This window comes from Candidatus Methanomassiliicoccus intestinalis Issoire-Mx1 (assembly GCF_000404225.1).
Lineage (GTDB): Archaea > Thermoplasmatota > Thermoplasmata > Methanomassiliicoccales > Methanomassiliicoccaceae > Methanomassiliicoccus_A > Methanomassiliicoccus_A intestinalis.
Window position 1 is genome coordinate 930,913 of sequence record NC_021353.1, and the last position, 22,684, is coordinate 953,596.

Below are 22,684 nucleotides of genomic sequence, written 5' to 3' on the forward strand. Positions count from 1 at the left end.
AAATAAAGTTATCATATAGCGTCTTCACAGTTTCATAGATAGTTAGAAATCCATCTAAACTAGAATGTAAATTCTTTGAGCATGCATTGCATATACGTTTATAACTATTGTTAGAAATCCATCTAAACTAGAATGTAAATAAGTGGTACGATATAACAGCATCTAAGGAGAAACTACGTTAGAAATCCATCTAAACTAGAATGTAAATGCCTTCTTTCCTTCAAGCTCCGCCCCAATGAAAAATGTTAGAAATCCATCTAAACTAGAATGTAAATGTAGTAGCCCACGATACCTCACCATCCATACTGTTAGTTAGAAATCCATCTAAACTAGAATGTAAATTATCTACTTCTCCTTCCCTTAGTCGATAATCTTCATCGTTAGAAATCCATCTAAACTAGAATGTAAATGATTATTATACAGATGGCGATAAAGGCAGAGTTAAGTTAGAAATCCATCTAAACTAGAATGTAAATCTTCGAGGCTAAATAATCCGCCTTCATTAAATGTTCAGTTAGAAATCCATCTAAACTAGAATGTAAATTTAAATAGTGATAGAGATATCTCGTATCAAACCACAGTTAGAAATCCATCTAAACTAGAATGTAAATGCCTCATAACTGAGTCCAGTGGGATCGACGGGCAGGTTAGAAATCCATCTAAACTAGAATGTAAATACACATGTAAGAAATTTTGACTATGTTCTAAAGGAAGGTTAGAAATCCATCTAAACTAGAATGTAAATGCAGATATAACAGTATCGAGAGTAGAACGAGCAATAGTTAGAAATCCATCTAAACTAGAATGTAAATCTGTCAGACTGATACGGTCTGATTAAACCCTTTTCCGTTAGAAATCCATCTAAACTAGAATGTAAATAGAGTGTTTGTTTTTACAAATGAGTATCCAAAGTACGGTTAGAAATCCATCTAAACTAGAATGTAAATGAGACCAATTTAACCCAGGACTTGTTAGAATCACCAAGTTAGAAATCCATCTAAACTAGAATGTAAATAAATGCTCAGTTAAGACCCTGGCAACAGCACTTAGTGTTAGAAATCCATCTAAACTAGAATGTAAATACTCAATAGGAAGAAAAGCCGAAGAAGGAACTCCATGTTAGAAATCCATCTAAACTAGAATGTAAATCCCGAAGTTGATCTTGTTACTGTAGTTCTACCTGCTGGTTAGAAATCCATCTAAACTAGAATGTAAATTTAGGGTATCACGTCACAGATACTCATATCAACAAGGTTAGAAATCCATCTAAACTAGAATGTAAATGCTGGTTGAGCGTCTGCTGATTAAGCAGGAACCGCGTTAGAAATCCATCTAAACTAGAATGTAAATAAACTGGCAGTAAACGGATTAAGCCAATTGTGAGTAGGTTAGAAATCCATCTAAACTAGAATGTAAATTTAAGAACTAGATACTATTACGATTTTATTCAAACTGTTAGAAATCCATCTAAACTAGAATGTAAATCATTGTTCCAAATAGGCACGCACTCGTCTAATGTCAGCGTTAGAAATCCATCTAAACTAGAATGTAAATGAGGAAATTAAATACCCCTCTGCCAGCTAGTGACCAGTTAGAAATCCATCTAAACTAGAATGTAAATGAACTAGGAAGCGAGCCTAAGGTTGATTATGTTGCCGTTAGAAATCCATCTAAACTAGAATGTAAATCTTTAGGATATGTATTTGACATTACCAATATTTTTAGTTAGAAATCCATCTAAACTAGAATGTAAATTGAGCGTGTATTACAACGGACGTGAGCTTGTTGAAAGTTAGAAATCCATCTAAACTAGAATGTAAATTGCTTGAAGATATTAATGTATCTTCATTTATGTATTGTTAGAAATCCATCTAAACTAGAATGTAAATTTGGAACAAAATTAAACAGGAAGCCAGTATCTCCGGGTTAGAAATCCATCTAAACTAGAATGTAAATGTGGATACTTGTTAAAAGAGACAACGTATAAGATCAAAGTTAGAAATCCATCTAAACTAGAATGTAAATTGTAGAAAGCTTGATTGACGGTCACGGGCAGTTTTAGTTAGAAATCCATCTAAACTAGAATGTAAATTTATACTGGAGAATTGGTCAGTTACATCAGGATAATGTTAGAAATCCATCTAAACTAGAATGTAAATTTTTTGCCTGACAGTCAGTATACAATCAGTGGAAACAGTTAGAAATCCATCTAAACTAGAATGTAAATTTTATTCTTGTCATCTCAATGTTAACGGTTGACTGGTCAGGTTAGAAATCCATCTAAACTAGAATGTAAATACCTCAAGAGGGATTTCAATCCTCACACGGATCTATGTTAGAAATCCATCTAAACTAGAATGTAAATGGCGGTACGCTGGTGATCCTATACCCATATCGCTTGGTTAGAAATCCATCTAAACTAGAATGTAAATCTGCCCATGCCCAGACTCTTACCCTACCCTCAACTCGTTAGAAATCCATCTAAACTAGAATGTAAATTAATGCGAACTGTGTGACTGTTAACCCTCTTAAGCCAGTTAGAAATCCATCTAAACTAGAATGTAAATTGAGTCTGTTGCTTCTTCTACATGAGCTTCAGGTATGTTAGAAATCCATCTAAACTAGAATGTAAATCCATGGTATCAATACAGGCAACATAATCAACCTTAGGTTAGAAATCCATCTAAACTAGAATGTAAATTTCGAATGAAGAATACATCTATAAGTGTGAGATGCCGTTAGAAATCCATCTAAACTAGAATGTAAATCTTGTACATTGATATGCCGATCCGGCGGTAATAGTCAGTTAGAAATCCATCTAAACTAGAATGTAAATCTACCTCGAAATCATCAAGAACTAAACTAATGGAGTGTTAGAAATCCATCTAAACTAGAATGTAAATTTGTAGTACCTACATAAGAACCATCAGCAAACTGACGTTAGAAATCCATCTAAACTAGAATGTAAATTTGTTAGTATCAATGTTATCCCTAATTGCACATTAGGGTTAGAAATCCATCTAAACTAGAATGTAAATTAAGCTCGGTCCGAGATTAACATTAGACGAATGCGTGTTAGAAATCCATCTAAACTAGAATGTAAATAAAGAAATCATACAATGGGTTCATAGCAGTTATAAAAATGTTAGAAATCCATCTAAACTAGAATGTAAATCTAAATTAGCTAGGAGGCTGGCGGGGGATGAAATCAGGTTAGAAATCCATCTAAACTAGAATGTAAATACGACTCGCTAAAAAATGGAGCATGCGTCTCTGCTCGTTAGAAATCCATCTAAACTAGAATGTAAATGTGGGTGGCAGGCGCTTGTATATACCACACGCATCGGGTTAGAAATCCATCTAAACTAGAATGTAAATTGGCATGGAACTAGAAGTAAGGAAGTCGTGGTATAAATGGTTAGAAATCCATCTAAACTAGAATGTAAATACAATATTGTTTAAACTTACTGGACTTCCCCAGTCTGTTAGAAATCCATCTAAACTAGAATGTAAATCTGCTGATGGGTTACAGACCTCTCAATCGTGAAGTTAGTTAGAAATCCATCTAAACTAGAATGTAAATTGGGTGGCAGGCGCTTGTATATATCACACGCATCGGGTTAGAAATCCATCTAAACTAGAATGTAAATTTTGAGGGCTGCAAGCCCTCTTAATCTTGTCTAATACGTTAGAAATCCATCTAAACTAGAATGTAAATTCTTATATGGTGGTGACGGCATTGTATCCGGCCCTAGTTAGAAATCCATCTAAACTAGAATGTAAATGATACGATTTCGCCATGGGTAAGTATTTGAATGATAGTTAGAAATCCATCTAAACTAGAATGTAAATTTCGTTATGCGAACAAGACCAGGGTTGAACATGTCACGTTAGAAATCCATCTAAACTAGAATGTAAATTGTATAACAAGGGGTATTCCTTAGGAACTTCCCACGTTAGAAATCCATCTAAACTAGAATGTAAATGAAAGCAACAATGAACAAACAAATATATAAAGACTAAGTTAGAAATCCATCTAAACTAGAATGTAAATTCTACGCGATATTGCATTTCTACTGTTGTCTCAAAAGTTAGAAATCCATCTAAACTAGAATGTAAATTACCAAAGTCTGCATCATTTGTATGTGTCAGCTCAAGTTAGAAATCCATCTAAACTAGAATGTAAATTCTTTCCTTTCATATTCCCAAGAGTCTGTTGCTTCTGTTAGAAATCCATCTAAACTAGAATGTAAATTTCAAAAAACTTATCATTGCTTGTCTGTAGTCTTACGTTAGAAATCCATCTAAACTAGAATGTAAATTCGTCTACTCTGCCTGTAGATCCTACTGGTTTGAGTGTTAGAAATCCATCTAAACTAGAATGTAAATACACAATGGGCACAGAAATAGAAGATAATGATGTCGAGTTAGAAATCCATCTAAACTAGAATGTAAATTCTAAGTGGGAATACATCGGTAGAGAGACATTCACAGTTAGAAATCCATCTAAACTAGAATGTAAATGCATACAGTTTACATCACTAAAGCAGAAAAACGCCTAGTTAGAAATCCATCTAAACTAGAATGTAAATGCGCGAACATGCGCCTAATGTCTACGCGCGTGTAGGGTTAGAAATCCATCTAAACTAGAATGTAAATCCCAATATTCGCGCGCGAACTGTTCCGACAGGCCAGGTTAGAAATCCATCTAAACTAGAATGTAAATGATTCATACGTTGTTTATCCAGCTCTACAAATGCCGGTTAGAAATCCATCTAAACTAGAATGTAAATCAACCAAAGAACCTTTACATGCAACCTTAAAGAAGCGTTAGAAATCCATCTAAACTAGAATGTAAATATTTAACCAGCTGGCAGACCTCGGAATTTTGGTAAAGTTAGAAATCCATCTAAACTAGAATGTAAATGCATATACGGGTATCTAAATACAAGCCGCTGCATGGGTTAGAAATCCATCTAAACTAGAATGTAAATCAGGGTAGCGGTGAGTGCATCATAGACGCTGAGAATGTTAGAAATCCATCTAAACTAGAATGTAAATCTGACTGTCTCTAACAGCCGGTTGAGTCTATAGTAGGTTAGAAATCCATCTAAACTAGAATGTAAATGCTGGTGGAAGCATACCAATCTAAAAACATTTCACATAGTTAGAAATCCATCTAAACTAGAATGTAAATATGTCAAGATAAGAACGATAAACACCGTCCCTATCAAGTTAGAAATCCATCTAAACTAGAATGTAAATTGATGCCGATCTGCGGTTCACAGACGGAGTGCAGTAGTTAGAAATCCATCTAAACTAGAATGTAAATTTGGTGTTCCTGAGCCGGTTGTTAACTGCTCCAATCAGTTAGAAATCCATCTAAACTAGAATGTAAATTTCTGTGAGGTGGGTGATATTCTGTGAATCGTCGTGTTAGAAATCCATCTAAACTAGAATGTAAATCGAACTATGGGAATGTATGGGCGTATGATCTAGCAAAGTTAGAAATCCATCTAAACTAGAATGTAAATTTCAGTGCTCCTGAAATTGTGGAGGTGATCGTATTAGTTAGAAATCCATCTAAACTAGAATGTAAATCAGGCTGATTACTGTCAAATAACGGTGTATTGGCGGAGTTAGAAATCCATCTAAACTAGAATGTAAATATAACAATCGTCATTGGCGCGTTTCTGGTTAACGTCGTTAGAAATCCATCTAAACTAGAATGTAAATCTTGGCAGAACAACTAAAAGATCTTACCGTGTTGGGTTAGAAATCCATCTAAACTAGAATGTAAATGCACCTGGCTATAAACCTGATGAGGAATTGATAGACGGTTAGAAATCCATCTAAACTAGAATGTAAATGAAAGAAGGGGCAGTCCCCTGGATTCATTACAAGAAGTTAGAAATCCATCTAAACTAGAATGTAAATTAGGAATGGCTAACATTGCATCCGGCATTATAGACAGGTTAGAAATCCATCTAAACTAGAATGTAAATACGTTTTATACACAAGATGGAAACGATTAGTTGACTTGTTAGAAATCCATCTAAACTAGAATGTAAATGAAATCAATCGGCTTTTTGTCATCCATGTTTCACTCGTTAGAAATCCATCTAAACTAGAATGTAAATCAAGATCTTAATCAAAGGCCTTGGAGAAGGAGTTGAGTTAGAAATCCATCTAAACTAGAATGTAAATACAAGCACCTGGTGTGACGCCCGATGTGATCAATTAGTTAGAAATCCATCTAAACTAGAATGTAAATTATAACGTTGCGTACGAAGGAGCGAGATTAAAGCGAGTTAGAAATCCATCTAAACTAGAATGTAAATTACATATATCGAGAGCCTTCTAATCTGGTGCTGATAGGTTAGAAATCCATCTAAACTAGAATGTAAATCCAGTAACTTAAGAAACTCCGCACTCTTCGAAGCTTCGTTAGAAATCCATCTAAACTAGAATGTAAATTTTTGAGGTGTGTTTATGCAAGTAAATAATGTTAAATGTTAGAAATCCATCTAAACTAGAATGTAAATGGCATCTTCGATCTTAAGCAAGATCTTCATACTAAAAGTTAGAAATCCATCTAAACTAGAATGTAAATCACTAAGCAAGCGGCAAAAGCGTTTGACGATTTAGGTTAGAAATCCATCTAAACTAGAATGTAAATGGCACTCACAGAAAAGGAAATAAGAGCAGTAAGCAAGTTAGAAATCCATCTAAACTAGAATGTAAATCATCTTCAGAAAAAAGGGATCTTCTCAGAACATACGGTTAGAAATCCATCTAAACTAGAATGTAAATTTGTCATCTGTGCTGACTCTTGCATATAAAACTGCAAGTCAGAAATCCATCATCTATAGTCAAAACCACAATATCTCCAAATTATATCTTCAATTTCTTGAAACAATGATTCCTATATTGCAGTATGCTGAACTGAATACTCGCTAGATGATATGGATATAAAGTCCCCGCATACCTGTATTCTACATATATACTAGATTGTTCACTCTTGGATTTGTATGTCATCAAATATAAAGAATTTATCCATCTTCAAGGGATTATGTTTGTCAAGATGACATACGAAAACGTATGGGATCCTGGTATGGTGTCATGCCCCTCTGGCAGGGTGATGTTGCAACATCTGGAGGATTGAATAATGAAAAGCAGCAGCTGACAATATCAAACCGTTCTTTTCTAGAAGGCCAGAGAATTTTTAATGAAGACATCCTGCCATGGATCTGCAGGCAGTTTCACATTACTGACTACATGCTGCAGCTGGTACCCGCGGAAGATGCAGATGAACTGAGAGACGAACAGTTGATGTCTGCCAGGCTGGATAATGTAAACAAGGCATTGCAGGTCGGTCTTGATGTGGAATGGAAAGACAAGACCTATCTAATCTCAGGAACCCCGAAGCTGCAAGAACAGAGCTACAGCCCCGTATCCCTTCCGGATGTCCCTGCAAATTCCGGGGAAGTGAGTAAAGCACTGCGGAAGAAGTGTCCTTCCGGGGAGCATGAACATCCGGATTTTCCGTACTGCCATCCGGAGGACCGACAGCACAGGACCGAAAGAGGCAGGAACGATGACGCTGAAAACCCTTCAAACTCACAGGAAAATCAGAACGATGAGGGTAAAAACAGCATAGATGCAGCCGAAAATCTGGAACAGCTAGAGGAGTCAGTAAAAGAAGAATTAAAATCTTACATCCCCGACCTGCAGATGGATATCAGTCTTGGTGACATGGAGACTTGTAAAAAGTCTATGCTGAGATTTGCAGATCTTTCTAAACAATATAAAACGAACTGCAAAGAGATAAGAGTCAAACCTCTGAAAAACTCACGTACCTATGCCGGAACATCTATGAATGGAAACTCTATCCAATTAAATACAACATATTTTTCGAGTAATCCAGGATCAACAAGGCCTGGATCGGCAAGAGTTGAACAGGACATTAGAAGAAGTGCATCAGCAGGCTATAATCCCCCTATCCGAAAGGGAGAAGAAATAGAGTCTGTGATCACTCACGAATTCGGCCATACTCTTATAGATTTTGACTTTTCTGAATCTATCGAGGATATTTGGAAAAGCTACTCTGAAAAGTTTCCAGAGGGAACTGTCGCGCCAGATGATTCTGATTTTGTATCGGGATATGCAGCTAAAAATAAGGAAGAGTTCATCTCAGAATGCCTTGTATCTGTTCTGCATAGTGATAATCCTTCTACTATAGCAAAAGAGATAGTCGAAAAGATCAATCAGTTTTTCAGGAGAGGAGATCAATGACGATGGAAGCGATGCCACTTTGTGACTTCTGCAAGTATAAAATCAAAGGTGTTCGCAAATGTGAAGTTTTTCCTGATGAAATACCAGATGAAGCGTATTACAACGACCATGTAATTCCAATTAATGGTGACAATGGAGTTGTTTTTGAACCTGCTGAAGAGTATAGAAATGACGAATATATCCGAATAAGAGTTGAAGATTTCCGCAGCGAATTTACGGCAAAGAGGTTGAAGAAAGAAGAAGAGCTCCTTTCAAACTTCTATAAGTCTGAACTGCCTCTTGAAGAATGGGCTGACGAATATATCCGCAGAGATCTCATCAAAGCAGATCTGCACTTATTTGTCCAAGCACTTCTTTCCATTAAACACTGGGTATTCGCATCTTTAACTCCTTTACAGAGCGAGAACCTATATACTGCATTGGTGGAAAGAATGACAGCTGACAAGTGGTCACTGAAAGATCTCACACGAACTATCCAGGAAGCGGAGCCGATACTCGATGAGGCACAGGCAGAAGCAATAGCGAGATCTGAAAGTACTTTGATCGTCAACAAGAGCAGGGAGATGCAGTTTGAAAGAGATCCTCCTGGAAAGTACGGCTATTACTGGAGCGGTCCGAGTGATCACAGAACTACAGAGATCTGCAGCAATATCAAGACAAGAACTCCTGCAGCCGGATTTGACAGCCCAGAAGATCTAAGCAGGGTTATCAAAGAAGAGGCGAAGAGATACTATGAATCTAAAGGATATAAAACGCAGATCCGCGAGTGGCTGCCGCATCCAAACTGCAGGCACACCATCACATCTAAGATGAGATGACTATTATCACTTAGATTGTATTATTACACGTTATAAATGGTATATGCTAGCCCTATGATGGATCTGGCTAATTATGTTGATAATTGTTGCTAATTTAAATTCTAGTTTAGGTGGATTTTCAACCAGTATTCCAAACACAAGAAGACGAAAAATATAGGGAATATCTACCTTCACGAACTCTTGCACATGTGTCCCCCATCTCTTGCTTATTATTCCAATAGTTGTTCATCATCGCCCTTATTCTTGATTTTCGTGCCATCTCGCCCACACTCGTATTCTACTATGCTGTCTGCATAACCTTTAAATTCCTCCATAGACGAAAATCCGAGTCTTTTCAATATCAGAGCCACTTCCTCTTCTGATACATCATAAGAGACGCCATCAACGAATCGTCTCCAAGGCTCCTGATCTTTTTGTAAGTGCATCTTCATTCCACCGTCACTACTTCGATGATTGTCAATTTGTCATCATAATTACTTTTGTTATTATATGTTTCATGTTGCGTTTCATAAGAAACTCAATTCAAAGCTATCATATTTTCCGCCAAATCTTCCAGTACTATTGATATACATTCTAGTTTAGATGGATTTCTAACTAGCAAAAAATGCAGAACTTCTTGCTAATTCGATTTCATTTACATTCTAGTTTAGATGGATTTCTAACCATCCTTTGCCCGTTTTGCATACCTGCTTACCGTTGCATTTACATTCTAGTTTAGATGGATTTCTAACTTGATTTTACCAACGTGCTTTTCTCAGTAATATTATTGGTATTGATCTTATCAATCAGATGCATAATTAATTCTTGGGCTATCTTTTCAAGAGGATTTGTAGAGTCATTGAATTCTCCTGCATCAATCATAACCTTCATCTCAGCGATTGAAAGCCAAAAAATGGTTGGGGATCCGTCCTTTTTGTGCGAATCTTATTAGCAACAGTTGTGCTATATATTCAGTGTCTTCAACAGGAATGCTTAGCTTATTGTGAGCCCAGTCTGCTAATTGTTTAATTCTCGCTCTGCTCACAGGATGTGAATCCGTTCCGTACTCAACATATAGCGATAAGTGACATCTACCCCAACTACATATTGTTGCAATAATCTCATCTTTTTGAGATCTTCGTCTAATCTTTTATTGAATGAGCTGCACCCGCACAGAAGAAGTTAGATCATTCAGGCTCCACTCGTTGGCGGTTATTCTTTCCACTAAAGACTGATAGGCTTTCTCGCTTTCTTGCTCAGAGAGATTATCAAATATCCAGTGTTTGATTTTCAATAAAGTATAGGATTATTAAAACTTTTTAAGGAGCTCCTTAATAATTGTTAAAATCATCTACAATATATTTTTAAACTAGATATCGATTTATAATGTATAAATATAGCATGAAGCTATATCGAATTTTGTAGATGAATCTGTGATTATGAACCTATCTATTTATTAGAAATTTACCTGAGTTAGAATACAATGTTGTGGATATAGCATATAGTTAGAAACTTATCTAAGCTGAAATACGAATTGTAGTGAACTATTGCATATTAGATTTATTATGTATTTGAACTTATGTGTTTATTCTTCGAGAACTTAGCAAGGTTTGATAATTAATTCAATTAGTTATTATTATATGTTGTATCTATACATTAGATTATTTTATAGTATTATTTATCATCTTCATTTTTTTCTATTTATCCAAAATACGTACTAATTATTTGCATTTTATCCATCATTTGATATTTTATTATCAAAAAAGTAGTGAAAAACACCCAAAAAGCCCACATGAATTGTTTATTTTATCAGACATATCTGTTTAAGCTATATTTTTATCTTATATCTCGTTATATACTATTTTATAATTGTAGATTTCTAGACAATCGCCCAAGATTCTGGCGATAATAACTTAATGATAAATGTTACTCTTAAAAAAATCGATAGTTATAGCATTTGTAATATTATTTAATTATGTATAGCTAGATATTAAATTATTATTGTATATGTGGATATTGTAGTAATCTTAAGATTTTGCTATTGTGCGAATTCTTTGTTGTGGAGATTTTATATTAAACTTAAATCTAGTTTAGATAAATCTGACAATGATACGATTTTTAGAAATTCAAATCAATCATAAATGCATTTATAGAAAAATAGTCTATTTTCAATAGTGTTAATCCAGAAATTCAATCAAAAAATGTCTTAAAGTAAGGATTTTTTCCACATTTAAGTTGATGTTCGGGACTCCGTCGTTGACTAAATTACTTAATTATGTACAATATGTATACTATAATAGGTAAACAATAGTTTACATTAAACCTCAGACATTTTTCACGGAGTGAAATGTGTTCATTTTAATCTAAATCCGGAGAATGTCAATATTGACCTCCAAATTTATTTAAAAATTAGAGTGAGTTGATTAATCAATTAAAAATAACATAATTAGCTATATTTAAGATACTTATTTAGATGGATGTAATAGTCATTAAAAAAGATGCATTAGATGTGGGCTTTTTGCAACATATTAATATTATTCAATGTATGAGATATACTTTACCAATGGATTTATCAACATTGACCATCTCATGTGATGAAAATAAGGATCATTTTGTAAACACATGTAATATTATAGTACATATCGATCCATGTTATATTATTAATGTATTTTGCGTATACGAACATCTATGGGATTTATTCCTACATTTCATAATTCAAATTAAGAACAATGAGAAACTCTGCATTCACCAAAAGATACCTCTAAAAAGATAAACCTATTGACTGATTGATCTGACAATTAATAATAACGATAATTTAGATATACACTATATTTTTATACATTGGACAGAAATATGCATAATATGAGCAGGATTATGCAAATTCTTTGATTGAATGTAAGGATAATAATTATATATTGATGTGGTTATGATTGCATGAATTAAAAATTCAAATGATTATAAATCATGCATTGGATGCGGCCTTATGAATGCACAAGGTTGCTTTGAAATTTTAATAAGTAAAAGAATATTATAATTGTAATTTAGTATTTTAGGAGGGATACTGTTGAAAAAAGCATTAGTTGTTGGTATTGATGATTATGACACATGCCCACTTTATGGTTGTGTAAATGATGCAGAGGCTGTAGCAGACATACTCAAGCAAAATGGCGATGAAGAAAAAACCATTAATTTTGACGTACTTAAACACTTAAACGTAGAAAATAAAGGTCATCTGAAGCATTTAATTATAAATTGTTTTTCAGGGGACGCCGAGGTTGCACTTTTTTATTTTTCAGGGCATGGATATGTAGACTCTACGGGTGGATACATCGTCACACCTGATTGTAGTGAATGTGATGTGGGTGTCTCGATGCAAGACCTTTTGAATATCGTAAACAACTCAAAATGTAAGAATAAGGTTGTGATTCTAGACTGTTGCTATTCTGGATATTTGGGCCAGATTAATGTGAATCAACAGTCTTCTGTAATCGGCGATGGCGTCACATTATTAACTGCGTGCAGATCTGATGAACCTGCAATGGAATTCAATGGGCATGGGTTATTTACTTCATTACTCTTAGAAGCATTATCCGGGGGCGCTGCAGACGTCACGGGGTATATAACACCAGGTGGAATATACTCATACATTGACAAATCATTAGGTGCATGGGATCAGCGGCCGATATTTAAGACAAATATCAGTAGTTTTTCTCCATTGAGACAGGTTACTCCACGAGTGTCAAAAGAGGTATTGCGTCGATTGACTGATTATTTTAAAACACCCGATTCAAAACTGCTCCTTGATCCATCATATGAACCGACAAACAGTCCAGTGGTTGAACATAAGATTATCGAGCCATATGCAGAGAGCAAGCACGTAAAGATTTTTTCTGATTTGCAAAAATTAGCAAGTGTTGGTCTTGTAGTTCCGTTGGATGAAGAACATATGTATTTTGCAGCTATGAATTCAAAACCTTGTAGATTAACATCAGCCGGCCAGCATTATTGGAATCTAGTAAAAAAGGAAAGAATATGAACTTCAAACTTTCCTATTTTTGCGAGATTTATCAATCTCTTTTTGGAGTTTACTGCAGTTGTGAGGTATCTCCTTAATTCCATACTTTTTTACAAGTTTTTTAGGGAGTGATCTTTGATTTGTATTTAGAGATATGATTGGTTTTTTGTATCGTTTAGCTATCTTCAGCTCATCAATCATTCCCTTTCCAACCTCATCATTCCGGGGTGGACATACACAAACCATGTCAGAATTTCTAATTCTATATTTTGCAGAACTTTTCCAGCCATAATCATATGGACTTTTAATTGAGTAGTCTGTAAAGTCTATCGACTTTGAACCTTTATGAATATCAACCAATGCTTTTTGACTCCTGTCTTTAAATGAGTAGGAGATAAATACTCTAGCCCTGCTGGATTTTGGATTTGCTTTATGTAAATGTTTATTGCGTCCTATCTTCATATTATATTTCACTCTGTAATTTTAATATATTCACATGTACAACATTATATAAACATTATCCTGCACCGTTAGCAGTATTGGTACATACGACTGGTAAATAAAAATGGTGATGGGAGAGAACTCCCATAAAATGGTTTTAGATTGTAATTAAAGTGACGGTGCGTCCATTGTAGAGCTGGGTATTTGGATTTTCACCGACATCATAACCATCTGACGTAGTTTCACAATAGTAGTATGTGTTGAGCCAAGTGGTAAAGCCAAATCCCTTGCAATCGTCTACAGATATACCAGCTGCCATATGCCCAGGTAACAGCAGCAGAGCGGTATCATATCCCATTGCATCTGCTATTGCACAGTATAATATCGACGTGTCTTCACAGTCCCCGCCTAAATCAAATAATGTCTCTAACGGGAATTTCCAGTATTCTTCATAGCCCATGTATACGTCGTCTGCCTGGTAATCCAAGCTCTGTATAAATTTAAGTATGAATCCTGCTACCTGCAGATCATCCATTCCCGATGTCATCTTTTTAAAATCAGCGGCAATCTGCACGATATATTCATCATTGGATGTGACAAAAGACCGGTCATGGCTCGCGGTCCCCTGCTGTCTTTCCTCGGTGGAGTATAAATTGCGATAGTAAAGAAGATCAGCATATTCTATATTCAGATCATATGTGTATGTTTTTCCTTCAAATGACCATTCGTAGCTGCGTGCAATATCCCCTGTTACTATGATTGTGCAATATCCATAGTATGCACTTCCATCATACTCTCCAGTGATGTATACCGCATATTCTCCAGCAGTATCAAACGTGTATGCGAATGATGATCCTGAAAACTCTGCAATTGTTTCTCCACTGTCTATGTCTACAATCTTACTCGATGCAGAACCAATATTGATTCCGTTATTGAATTCAATCTCATGTCCTGACTCATATGTGAAATCTGGATCCGTGTTGTTTATTGCATAGACGACTACATCAGCCGCAACTATCTCAAATTCATATGAAAGGTCAGAAGACAATAGATTGCCGGCTGCATCATACCATCCTTGGAATTCTGTGCCTTCCTCTACTGAGGCTGTTAAAATTACAATCTCTCCTGGATTGTATTTTCCATTTCCAGAAACAATTATTCCTGCATCGCAATAAACCTGAACGTTGTATTCATCGGACGCTTCAAATGTAAAATCTCCTGCGAATATGTATTCTAGATACGTAGTGGACCGTGTGGTTTTGGATTCATACGTCATTATGTATGGAATCCACTCATCTCCGATGTATTGTGTCTGCACAAACGTCCCCTGAGCATCAGTACCCTGCCAGACCTCGCATAGTTTTTCTCCATTTATGGTGTCTATGGTCGTCTCTCCTGCATATGTCCATATTATATCGCTTTCATCACTCCAGTATGTGCTTTCATAGTCCTTAGTTTCCTTCAGGAATCCGCTGGAGTATACATATTCAGAGGTATTAGACATGAAATACCGATCAGCCTCCTGGTCATAGTACAAATACATGTAGTTTTCAACACCAGTCATTTCATATTCTGTAAAGAAACCGGCTTTGACACATCCCGACACCATGAAACTGATTCCTTTTCCTTCCAGATTGTCAGCCCATCTAGCATAGAGAGTCAAGTCTCCCTGCATATCTGGAGTGATCTTGTTGCATTCGTTCTCAAAATTTTCATCCAGATACCATGCATAGAAATACATTTCATCAGATGTAGGGTTGTATATTTTATACTCATTTCCTGATTGATAACTATCCATGTTTAAATCCGAATTTATTCCGCCATTCAGAACATATGTGATTGAATAGCTTTCGCCGCTGCTGCTCGAAACACTTTTATCATCATCGTCTGAAATGATGTAAATAGCACCGGCTGCGCAAGCTAAAGCAATAATCAGAGCTGCTGCTAAAACCAGGTATTTTTTATTCATGTTTTTCCCTCAACATTCCATCTAATATCTGTGTCAGATATCAACCTTATCCGTACGTTATTTTCTGATCTCATGGAATCTGCAGATTTTGTATCCATACAGCATAACTGCTGCGGGGATGCCGGCACGGCAGAAATGAGAAGATGCTCTCTATATCTCAATATATCACCACCTTGGTGCCAGACGGCATAATGTGGTATGCATCATATTGCATCACTCAAACGCCGTCAGCGCCCACTTTAAAAATTAAAACTGTTTAGGTACACTTCCAGCACAAATGTGTCTGTTAAAAAATTTTCAGTCACCGGCTGTTCGGTTAATAGCATATCCGGCACGTTTTCACACGTCTGTATGTCCAGCTCAGTTTCTGAATCATCTTCAATCAGATTTTCCTGCTGAAACTGCTGTGTCTCCATGGATTGCTTATATTTATCCAAGGATCTCAAATCAACACAGAAGAGGTCATCATATGCAGACATCAATTTGACCTTTAACAGTGTTTCCTGCTGAGTGTGTAATGCAGATGTAAGCTCTGAAAGGCAGCACTCTATCCGGTCGCTGCGGTTTTCTACAAAGGTAATGACTTCTTCTAAAAATTCTAAGTCTATGATGCCGCTAATAGGGATTGATGAACGATCTGAAAAATCATCCTTGGGTATGATATCTTTTTTGACAGGTTCTAAAGGTCTGTCTGCATCTGCATTATCTAACATTGGTAAATGCAGTTTAGAATTCATTTCTCTAATCAGATCCCCCTTGAATGTACCTGATATGTACTCCATTGGGTTGTAGAATTCAACTTCCATCCCTTTAGATTCATAGTATCTTTTCTCAGCTGATGCTTGTTCATAACTGAGAACAAGTTCTAGAATGGATGAGTTTTCATCGATGTCCTGAGGCCTTATCGTCACAACCTTGTCGGCTAAGCGGTGGTCATCAAAACTTTGATTGGATGCATTTTCTGTCAGGGGGATGAGACATGCAGTGGCAATCACGAGTGCCAGAACGACAGACATGATCTCAAGCCCTTTTTTGTGCATCAATTCAACAACACTCTGCAAATATATATTCATTTTGAAACAGGAATTTCACAGCATTTATTTGAGGCAATGATATCTGAGATTGAATGGGGCTGCGACATACATCGCAGTCAATCAAAACGAGTGCTCAGGAATTAAATCATATTTGTACAAATAACTGATGCGGGTAATGTGATACTCATCATACTCTGCTTCATGATTTGTTCAGACAGTTTAAAACTCAGCCATTATGACATTTTATTCAATTCAATGCTGAGTTTAATGATGTGCCATTCATAAGATGCATTTTAGGAAATCGGATATGTTCGTAATTTTCATTATAAAATTTCTAAGCAATTGTACCTTTCATCCAGCTGGAATTTCTGGCATGGATCACTATGGAGGACTATCATGTCTGAGGATAAAAATTTGACAGGAAAGGTCGGAGGGAAAAAGCTCTTCATCATAGGAACTTCTTCTATTGTCGGACCTTGGCTGGTACTCACATCCCAGTGGATAGGGTACACCGGAGCATCGGTGATTTTAGCCTTTGCATTATGCGGTTTGCTCTGTATCCCGATAGCATTGTGCTATGGAGAACTTGCTGGGATGTTTAAGACTAGAGGCGGTACGTACGAATATGTCCGTACTGCATACAACAGGGAAGCGGGGTATTGGATATCGTGGACAACTATGTTCACTTATATTGTACTGATCTGTTTCCAAATTATATGTGTCACTATGCTTGTGCAGTACATCGCAGGATGGGCATTCTCACAGGCACTCATCATAGGAATTTCCATTGCACTTATGATCGTCATGACACTCTTGAATACTAGAGATTTGTCAGTAGCAACTACTGTGCAGACTTTGTTGTTCTTCGTGCTTGTAACTGTAGGATTCTTATTCGTAGCATGCTTCTTCTTAAATGATGCATGGAGCATAGACAACATAGGTCCGTTTTTCCAAGAGGGTATGACTGGACATAATGATATTATCGGCATGGATGCGGGATTTTTGCTGGCGATAGCAGCGCTGGTAACTATGTTCTTTGGCTTTGAGCTGATCCCGCAGTTCGCTGGAGAAGCGGACTATCCTCCAAACAAATACTGGAAACTTATGGCCGGCGGAATTATCTTTGTAATTATATTCGATTCTATCATATGCTTGGCAGAGCTTGGTATGACTTCTCTAGATCCAACTATGACCACCTATGAATATATCTCCAGTTTGTACAGCTCCAACGGTATGGTAAGTGCAATATTCGCTGCGGCTTATGTAGGTAACTGGCTTAAATGGTTCATAGTTATTGCCAACTTCTGCTGTATGGGCTGTTGTCTGATTGGTTTCTGGATGGGAGCTACGCGTATCTTACATGCAATGGGCAGTGCAGGTTCACTTCCGTCTGTATTCAGCAAGACTAACAAACACGGAATGCCCTCCACAGGCAATTACTTCGTTCTCATCATGGTTCTCATTCTCACACTTATCGCGCTGTCAGGTCCAGCCTGGATCAATGCAACATTCAGCTTAATGGCACTGGGTGTAGGATTTACCTATCTAGGTGTGTCGCTGTCGTATCTTAAGCTTTTAAAAGCATATCCAAACGCTGACCGCCCTTGGTCTGCACCCGGTAAAGCCATCATGGGATACATTGCTGCAGCGTCATCCCTCTTCATGACCCTTATGATGATCTGGACAGTAATAAGCGCTGTTCTCAACGGCGATCCGATCATGGCTGTAATGGCTATCGTATTCTTCGTGATTATCGGCGTGATGAGATATTTCATGAAAAAAGATGAGCAGAAAAATCCAGACAGGTATGTCGAGGAACCTATACTATTGTCAAAGGAAGAAGCTGTTGTAACAGCTGAAGAAAGTGTAGTAGACATGCCGGTTGAACTGAACAAGTAATTTGGAGGTATTAAATTGACATCATCAAAAGAATTAGTTGAATCTGCACTCAGGCGTGAAGAAGTGGAAAGAATACCATTCTGTCCCCCGTTTCAGGGATATTGGGCTTTAAACCTTGCCGGAGTTTCTGTAATAGACTCCATTAAAAATCCTAAAATGGCTGCAGAAGCCCAGTTCAAGGTAGTTGAGCCATGCTGCATGGATGCTGTGGAAATAATGTGGGATTGGCTCCTGCCGGCGGAGGCCATGGGCTGCGGAGTTAATATTCCTGAACACGGAACCATTCCTACTCTGACACACATCGTTGATGAACCGGGAATGCTTGATAAACTTGAGATCCCGGAGATAAATGATTTCTACCGCTTTGCCGGTGCCAAGAGTACTGCATCAGCCATGGCAGAAAAATTGAGAAAAGAGCGTTTTCTCATGTGTTCAATCCTCTCTCCATTTACATTATCTGGGGAACTCAGAGGAGTAGAACAGCTGATGATGGACTGTCTGATGGAAGAAGAATTTGTACATAACCTCATCAACAAATCTCTGGAAATACTCACAGTATTTGTTGAAGATATGATAACATGGGATACAGACGCTGTGATTATCTGTGATCCTACTGCGTCTGGGGATTTGATATCAGCACCAGATTATGCGAATTTTTCAGCTTCATCGATGAAAGCCCTGGGAAATATTGTGAGAAAAGGTGGTAAAACACACATAAATCACATCTGTGGAGACACCAGCGACCGCTTGGATATTGTTGCAGATACAGGATGTGCAGCATTTTCTGTTGATTACCAGGTAAATATAAAGAATGCTGTCTCAAGTATGAGTGACCGCATGGCAATTATTGGGAATCTGGATCCTGCAGGAATCTTGTACTGCGGTACTCCAGAGGATGTCCGTGTAAACACTCAGACTCTTCTCGAAGCTGGCGGTAAAAAAGGATATTTGCTTGGTTCTGGATGCGATATACCTGTCGGCACTGCATATGAGAATGTTCTAGCAATGTCTAAAGTTTTTATGAATTTCTAAACCTCAAGGCCCTTTTTGGGCCCGTTTATTTTTTTCTATTGAAAACGGTCTCTCTGTTTTGCAGTACATAATGTGTTATTACTTTTCTTTCAGCGTTTCTGAGAGTAACATCCAATGTAGATTTGGAGCAGTTTAAAAGAAGGCAGAGTTCTTCTAGATTTATTCTTCTTGGGATCTCATAATACCCATGCTCTAGAGCAAGCCTCAGAGCTTCTTCCTGCCTGTCAGACAATAACGCGGCATAGTCTGATTGAAAAGATGATTTTCTTTCCGTACGAAATCCTTCTGCGTTTAGTCTCTTTATGAGATTCATCACATACACCGAATTTGGCCCGACAATTGTCCAGCATATATCACCATTGTCTTTCGAAGAAACTGCTGAAGTTATCATACATCCTGATTCTGATACCATCTTTGAGATCTGGCAGTTGTTATTCATGACCATTGCCATAAGCTGATGGCTGGAGATTCTGTCAATAGTACATTCACCCATTTCATTACCATAGTACTGTTTTTCTGTGATGTTTTGAAGAGTACCGTGTGGATCCATTACACGGATCATGGCACATCCTCCTTCCCCAGCCAAACTGGTACACTGTATAACCTCACATTCTACACCATTGTCAGAATCTCTGCATTCTGGGGGAAGTATTTTGAAGCATGAGTTGCCACCTTCAGCTTCTCCGATAAGAAGTTTGACGCAATACATGGGATTGTATGGTTGTCTTAATTGATATCATTTATCCATTGAGTTTCAATCTGGATACCTTCATGCATAGTAGTTTAAATGCTATGAGTTATAAAAATTAATAAAATGATTTAAATTAGCCATTTGTCACTTTTTAACGATGTGCTACCATCCCAAGATCATGCTAGATACTTATCCCGAAGCATGTTCAAGAACAATTCGCACGCCCTTGAAAAAACCTGGTCTTTTTTCCATACGATCACGAGACCGCACTCAAGTTTTGGATATAATGGTCTGAAACACAACTTACTTTTTCCAGTTGTATTAACTAACCTGTCTAAACAAATAGCATATCCAACTTCTTCCTCTACCATGAGTGAAGCATTGTAGAGAAGGTTGTATGTAGAAATAACATTGAGTTCATCAAAACTTTTTCCAAACCAGTTAGTTATTTCGTCCTTTACCATAGTCTGCCGTGAACATAATAGAGGCATGTTTGCAATGTCTTTTGGAGTTATGTGATCCAATTTCGCATATGGGCTGTCTTTTCTCATAAGAAGCCCCCATGTATCAGCAACAGGAAGTCTGAGATATGCGTATTTCTCCTTATCTACAGGTTCAATCAATAAACCAAAATCAATTAACCCTCGATCTAATTTTTCTGTTACATCATCGGCATTGCCACTGAATATGTGATATTTCACTTGAGGATATGCTGTATTCATATCTTTTATCGTTTTTGCTATTGTCCTCATCGCATCTGTCTCACCGCTGCCTATGAAAATATCACCTGTTATCACTTCATCAGATGTCTGTATATCCAGTTTCGTTTTGTCTGCAAGCTCTATAATCTCTTCTGCTCGTTTTCGAAGGTAGTGTCCTTCTTCAGTAAGAGTTATTTTTCTATTGCCACGGATGAATAATTTCTTTCCTAATTCATCTTCCAGTTCCATAAGCTGCCTAGACAGTGTAGGCTGCGTAACATTCATAAGTTCGGCTGCACCGGATATGGTCCCTTCTTTAGCTACGGCAAGAAAGTATCGCAGAATTCTGATCTCCATTTGCATTCTCCAATTACAGATTATGCTTTTTAGGCATTACATTGCATGAATCATAGTTATTTGTTATTTGTGGAACTTGTCCAATCATTTTCATGAAAGAAATAATCCTCTTAGGTGCTCAAATTGATGCAATGAATTGATAAATAATCTATGCTTTTTAGGCATTACAAATCATTTAATATAGGTATTTTGTATCTGTAAATGTCGAATGATGAGTTCGAAACTAGGTAACAGGAGATATAAAATGGATCTTGAGGAATATCTGGATATTCTGAAACGCGGAGAGTATGTGGATGGCAGTTCTGAAGCATATTTATTCATGCGTGAAGTAAGTCAAGAAGCAATAAAGATCACTTCAGAATTAAATTCTTCATATCACAGCCCGGAGGAAATCTGCAACATATTCTCCCGGCTTATTGGAAAATCTGTTGACAGCTCGTTTTGCTTATTCCCTCCATTTCATACTGACTGCGGAAAAAATATTGCATTAGGAAAAAATGTTTTCATCAATGCAGGGTGTTGCTTTCAGGATCAGGGAGGCATTACCATAGGTGATAATGTATTAATCGGTCATAATGTAGTTTTAGCGACTCTAAATCATAACCTAGATCCAGAAAAGAGAGCTGGAATGTATCCATCTCCGATTTCTATTGGAAATAATGTCTGGATAGGATCAAATTCTACAATTCTTCCAGGAGTTGCAATCGGTGAAAATTCAGTGGTTGCAGCTGGGGCGGTTGTTACAAAAGATGTACCTGAAAACACAGTTGTCGGAGGAGTCCCGGCCAAGATCATCAAGACCATAGATGCAAGGGGATAATATGAGTAAAAATATTCTAATCATATCTACAAGTCCTCGTAGAGGAAGTAATTCAGAAACACTCGCGGATGAGTTTGCAAGAGGTGCAGCGGATTCTGGAAACAATATCGAAAAAATCAATACACATGATAAAGATATAAATTTCTGTAAAGGTTGTTTGAGCTGCCAAAAAACAAAACAATGTGTTATTAAAGATGATGCATGCCAGATCATTGAAAAAATGCTGGAGTCAGAAGTTATTGTTTTTGCTACACCGATATATTTTTATGAAATGTGCGGTCAGATGAAGACTGTCTTAGATCGTACAAACCCTCTTTTCTCTTCAGATTATGCGTTTCGAGATGTCTATATCATAGCAACTGCAGCAGACACTAGTGAAGATTCTGTTGACGGGGCGATTAAAGGTCTTCAAGGATGGATAGATTGTTTTGAAAAAACAGAACTTAAAGGAGTGGTCAAAGGCCTGGGATTAGAAGGGATCGGTGCTATAGCAGGAAATCCTTCACTCCATGAAGCATACGAGCTGGGAAAAAGCGTTTGAATGGTTTGAAAATATAAGGTATGCTGAAGGGTAACGTTATGAAATTTGGACTATGGCCTGCTCAACTTTGAAGACTATGATGATTGCCAAAG

The 22,684-nt window shown here is 37.0% G+C and carries 14 protein-coding genes and 1 CRISPR repeat array (1 of these 15 cut by a window edge); of the genes, 7 read left to right on the top strand and 7 right to left on the bottom strand.

Going from position 1 to position 22,684, the window contains the following annotated elements; all coding sequences use genetic code 11:
• Window positions 1-6,813: direct repeats of the CRISPR family, unit length 31 nt; unit sequence GTTAGAAATCCATCTAAACTAGAATGTAAAT (it extends 633 nt beyond the left edge of the window).
• Between the two features lie 309 nt (window positions 6,814-7,122).
• Window positions 7,123-8,295, top strand: coding sequence for a hypothetical protein (locus H729_RS04475; RefSeq protein ID WP_147554389.1), 1,173 nt, complete (start codon window positions 7,123-7,125; stop codon window positions 8,293-8,295).
• Window positions 8,292-9,113 (top strand): hypothetical protein, encoded by an 822-nt coding sequence (locus tag H729_RS04480; protein WP_020448810.1) that lies wholly within the window; start codon window positions 8,292-8,294, stop codon window positions 9,111-9,113. Before H729_RS04475 ends, H729_RS04480 begins: the two co-directional genes overlap by 4 nt.
• Before the next feature lie 209 nt (window positions 9,114-9,322).
• Here the strand turns inward: H729_RS04480 and H729_RS04485 are convergent, their stop codons facing one another.
• Window positions 9,323-9,538 (bottom strand): hypothetical protein, encoded by a 216-nt coding sequence (locus tag H729_RS04485; RefSeq protein WP_020448811.1) that lies wholly within the window; start codon window positions 9,536-9,538, stop codon window positions 9,323-9,325.
• A gap of 2,612 nt (window positions 9,539-12,150) precedes the next feature.
• On the opposite strand from H729_RS04485, the gene H729_RS04490 reads away from it, so the two are divergent.
• Complete coding sequence (locus H729_RS04490; RefSeq protein ID WP_172618704.1) at window positions 12,151-13,128, top strand: caspase family protein; 978 nt, start codon at window positions 12,151-12,153, stop codon at window positions 13,126-13,128.
• Between the two features lie 3 nt (window positions 13,129-13,131).
• Here H729_RS04490 and H729_RS09450 read toward each other — a convergent pair whose 3' ends face one another.
• The 4 genes from H729_RS09450 to H729_RS04510 all read right to left on the bottom strand — a co-directional run bounded on the left by H729_RS09450 (window position 13,132) and on the right by H729_RS04510 (window position 16,557).
• Window positions 13,132-13,569, bottom strand: coding sequence for a hypothetical protein (locus H729_RS09450; protein ID WP_020448814.1), 438 nt, complete (start codon window positions 13,567-13,569; stop codon window positions 13,132-13,134).
• A gap of 136 nt (window positions 13,570-13,705) precedes the next feature.
• Window positions 13,706-15,517: an InlB B-repeat-containing protein gene (locus H729_RS09455; RefSeq protein ID WP_020448815.1), complete on the bottom strand. Its 1,812-nt coding sequence runs from the start codon at window positions 15,515-15,517 to the stop codon at window positions 13,706-13,708.
• A complete protein-coding gene (locus tag H729_RS09965) occupies window positions 15,514-15,678 on the bottom strand; it encodes a hypothetical protein (RefSeq protein ID WP_172618661.1) in 165 nt (54 codons plus the stop codon). Before H729_RS09965 ends, H729_RS09455 begins: the two co-directional genes overlap by 4 nt.
• Window positions 15,679-15,756: 78 nt before the next feature.
• Window positions 15,757-16,557 carry a hypothetical protein gene (locus H729_RS04510; RefSeq protein WP_048133949.1) on the bottom strand — a complete coding sequence of 267 codons (801 nt, stop codon included), beginning with the start codon at window positions 16,555-16,557 and terminating at the stop codon, window positions 15,757-15,759.
• Window positions 16,558-16,947: 390 nt separating this feature from the next.
• Here H729_RS04510 and H729_RS04515 point away from each other — a divergent pair, with 390 nt between their 5' ends.
• Together H729_RS04515 and H729_RS04520 are read left to right on the top strand one after the other, a co-directional pair.
• Complete coding sequence (locus H729_RS04515) at window positions 16,948-18,450, top strand: APC family permease (RefSeq protein ID WP_020448817.1); 1,503 nt, start codon at window positions 16,948-16,950, stop codon at window positions 18,448-18,450.
• A gap of 15 nt (window positions 18,451-18,465) precedes the next feature.
• Window positions 18,466-19,482 carry a uroporphyrinogen decarboxylase family protein gene (locus tag H729_RS04520; RefSeq protein ID WP_020448818.1) on the top strand — a complete coding sequence of 339 codons (1,017 nt, stop codon included), beginning with the start codon at window positions 18,466-18,468 and terminating at the stop codon, window positions 19,480-19,482.
• A 25-nt stretch (window positions 19,483-19,507) separates the two neighbouring features.
• Here H729_RS04520 and H729_RS09460 read toward each other — a convergent pair whose 3' ends face one another.
• Both H729_RS09460 and H729_RS04530 read right to left on the bottom strand, forming a co-directional pair.
• The gene (locus H729_RS09460) at window positions 19,508-20,191 is read right to left on the bottom strand and encodes a helix-turn-helix domain-containing protein (protein WP_020448819.1); all 684 of its coding nucleotides are present in this window, start codon (window positions 20,189-20,191) and stop codon (window positions 19,508-19,510) included.
• 158 nt (window positions 20,192-20,349) lie between these two features.
• Window positions 20,350-21,231, bottom strand: coding sequence for a LysR family transcriptional regulator (locus H729_RS04530; protein WP_020448820.1), 882 nt, complete (start codon window positions 21,229-21,231; stop codon window positions 20,350-20,352).
• A gap of 244 nt (window positions 21,232-21,475) precedes the next feature.
• Here H729_RS04530 and H729_RS10250 point away from each other — a divergent pair, with 244 nt between their 5' ends.
• Together H729_RS10250 and H729_RS04540 are read left to right on the top strand one after the other, a co-directional pair.
• Window positions 21,476-22,051 carry a sugar O-acetyltransferase gene (locus H729_RS10250; RefSeq protein ID WP_020448821.1) on the top strand — a complete coding sequence of 192 codons (576 nt, stop codon included), beginning with the start codon at window positions 21,476-21,478 and terminating at the stop codon, window positions 22,049-22,051.
• A 1-nt stretch (window position 22,052) separates the two neighbouring features.
• Entirely contained in the window at window positions 22,053-22,592 is a 540-nt protein-coding gene (locus tag H729_RS04540) for a flavodoxin family protein (protein ID WP_020448822.1), read from the top strand.
• Window positions 22,593-22,684 lie beyond the last annotated feature (92 nt).

What these genes read in the sequence shown, in the direction of transcription:
- H729_RS04475 (WP_147554389.1), top strand. Translation starts at nt 7,123, where the DNA reads ATGCCCCTCTGGCAGGGTGATGTTGCAACATCTGGAGGATTGAATAAT.
- H729_RS04480 (WP_020448810.1), top strand. Translation starts at nt 8,292, where the DNA reads ATGACGATGGAAGCGATGCCACTTTGTGACTTCTGCAAGTATAAAATC.
- H729_RS04485 (WP_020448811.1), bottom strand. Translation starts at nt 9,538, where the DNA reads ATGCACTTACAAAAAGATCAGGAGCCTTGGAGACGATTCGTTGATGGC.
- H729_RS09450 (WP_020448814.1), bottom strand. Translation starts at nt 13,569, where the DNA reads ATGAAGATAGGACGCAATAAACATTTACATAAAGCAAATCCAAAATCC.
- H729_RS09455 (WP_020448815.1), bottom strand. Translation starts at nt 15,517, where the DNA reads ATGAATAAAAAATACCTGGTTTTAGCAGCAGCTCTGATTATTGCTTTA.
- H729_RS04510 (WP_048133949.1), bottom strand. Translation starts at nt 16,557, where the DNA reads ATGCACAAAAAAGGGCTTGAGATCATGTCTGTCGTTCTGGCACTCGTG.
- H729_RS04515 (WP_020448817.1), top strand. Translation starts at nt 16,948, where the DNA reads ATGTCTGAGGATAAAAATTTGACAGGAAAGGTCGGAGGGAAAAAGCTC.
- H729_RS09460 (WP_020448819.1), bottom strand. Translation starts at nt 20,191, where the DNA reads ATGTATTGCGTCAAACTTCTTATCGGAGAAGCTGAAGGTGGCAACTCA.
- H729_RS04530 (WP_020448820.1), bottom strand. Translation starts at nt 21,231, where the DNA reads ATGGAGATCAGAATTCTGCGATACTTTCTTGCCGTAGCTAAAGAAGGG.
- H729_RS10250 (WP_020448821.1), top strand. Translation starts at nt 21,476, where the DNA reads ATGGATCTTGAGGAATATCTGGATATTCTGAAACGCGGAGAGTATGTG.
- H729_RS04540 (WP_020448822.1), top strand. Translation starts at nt 22,053, where the DNA reads ATGAGTAAAAATATTCTAATCATATCTACAAGTCCTCGTAGAGGAAGT.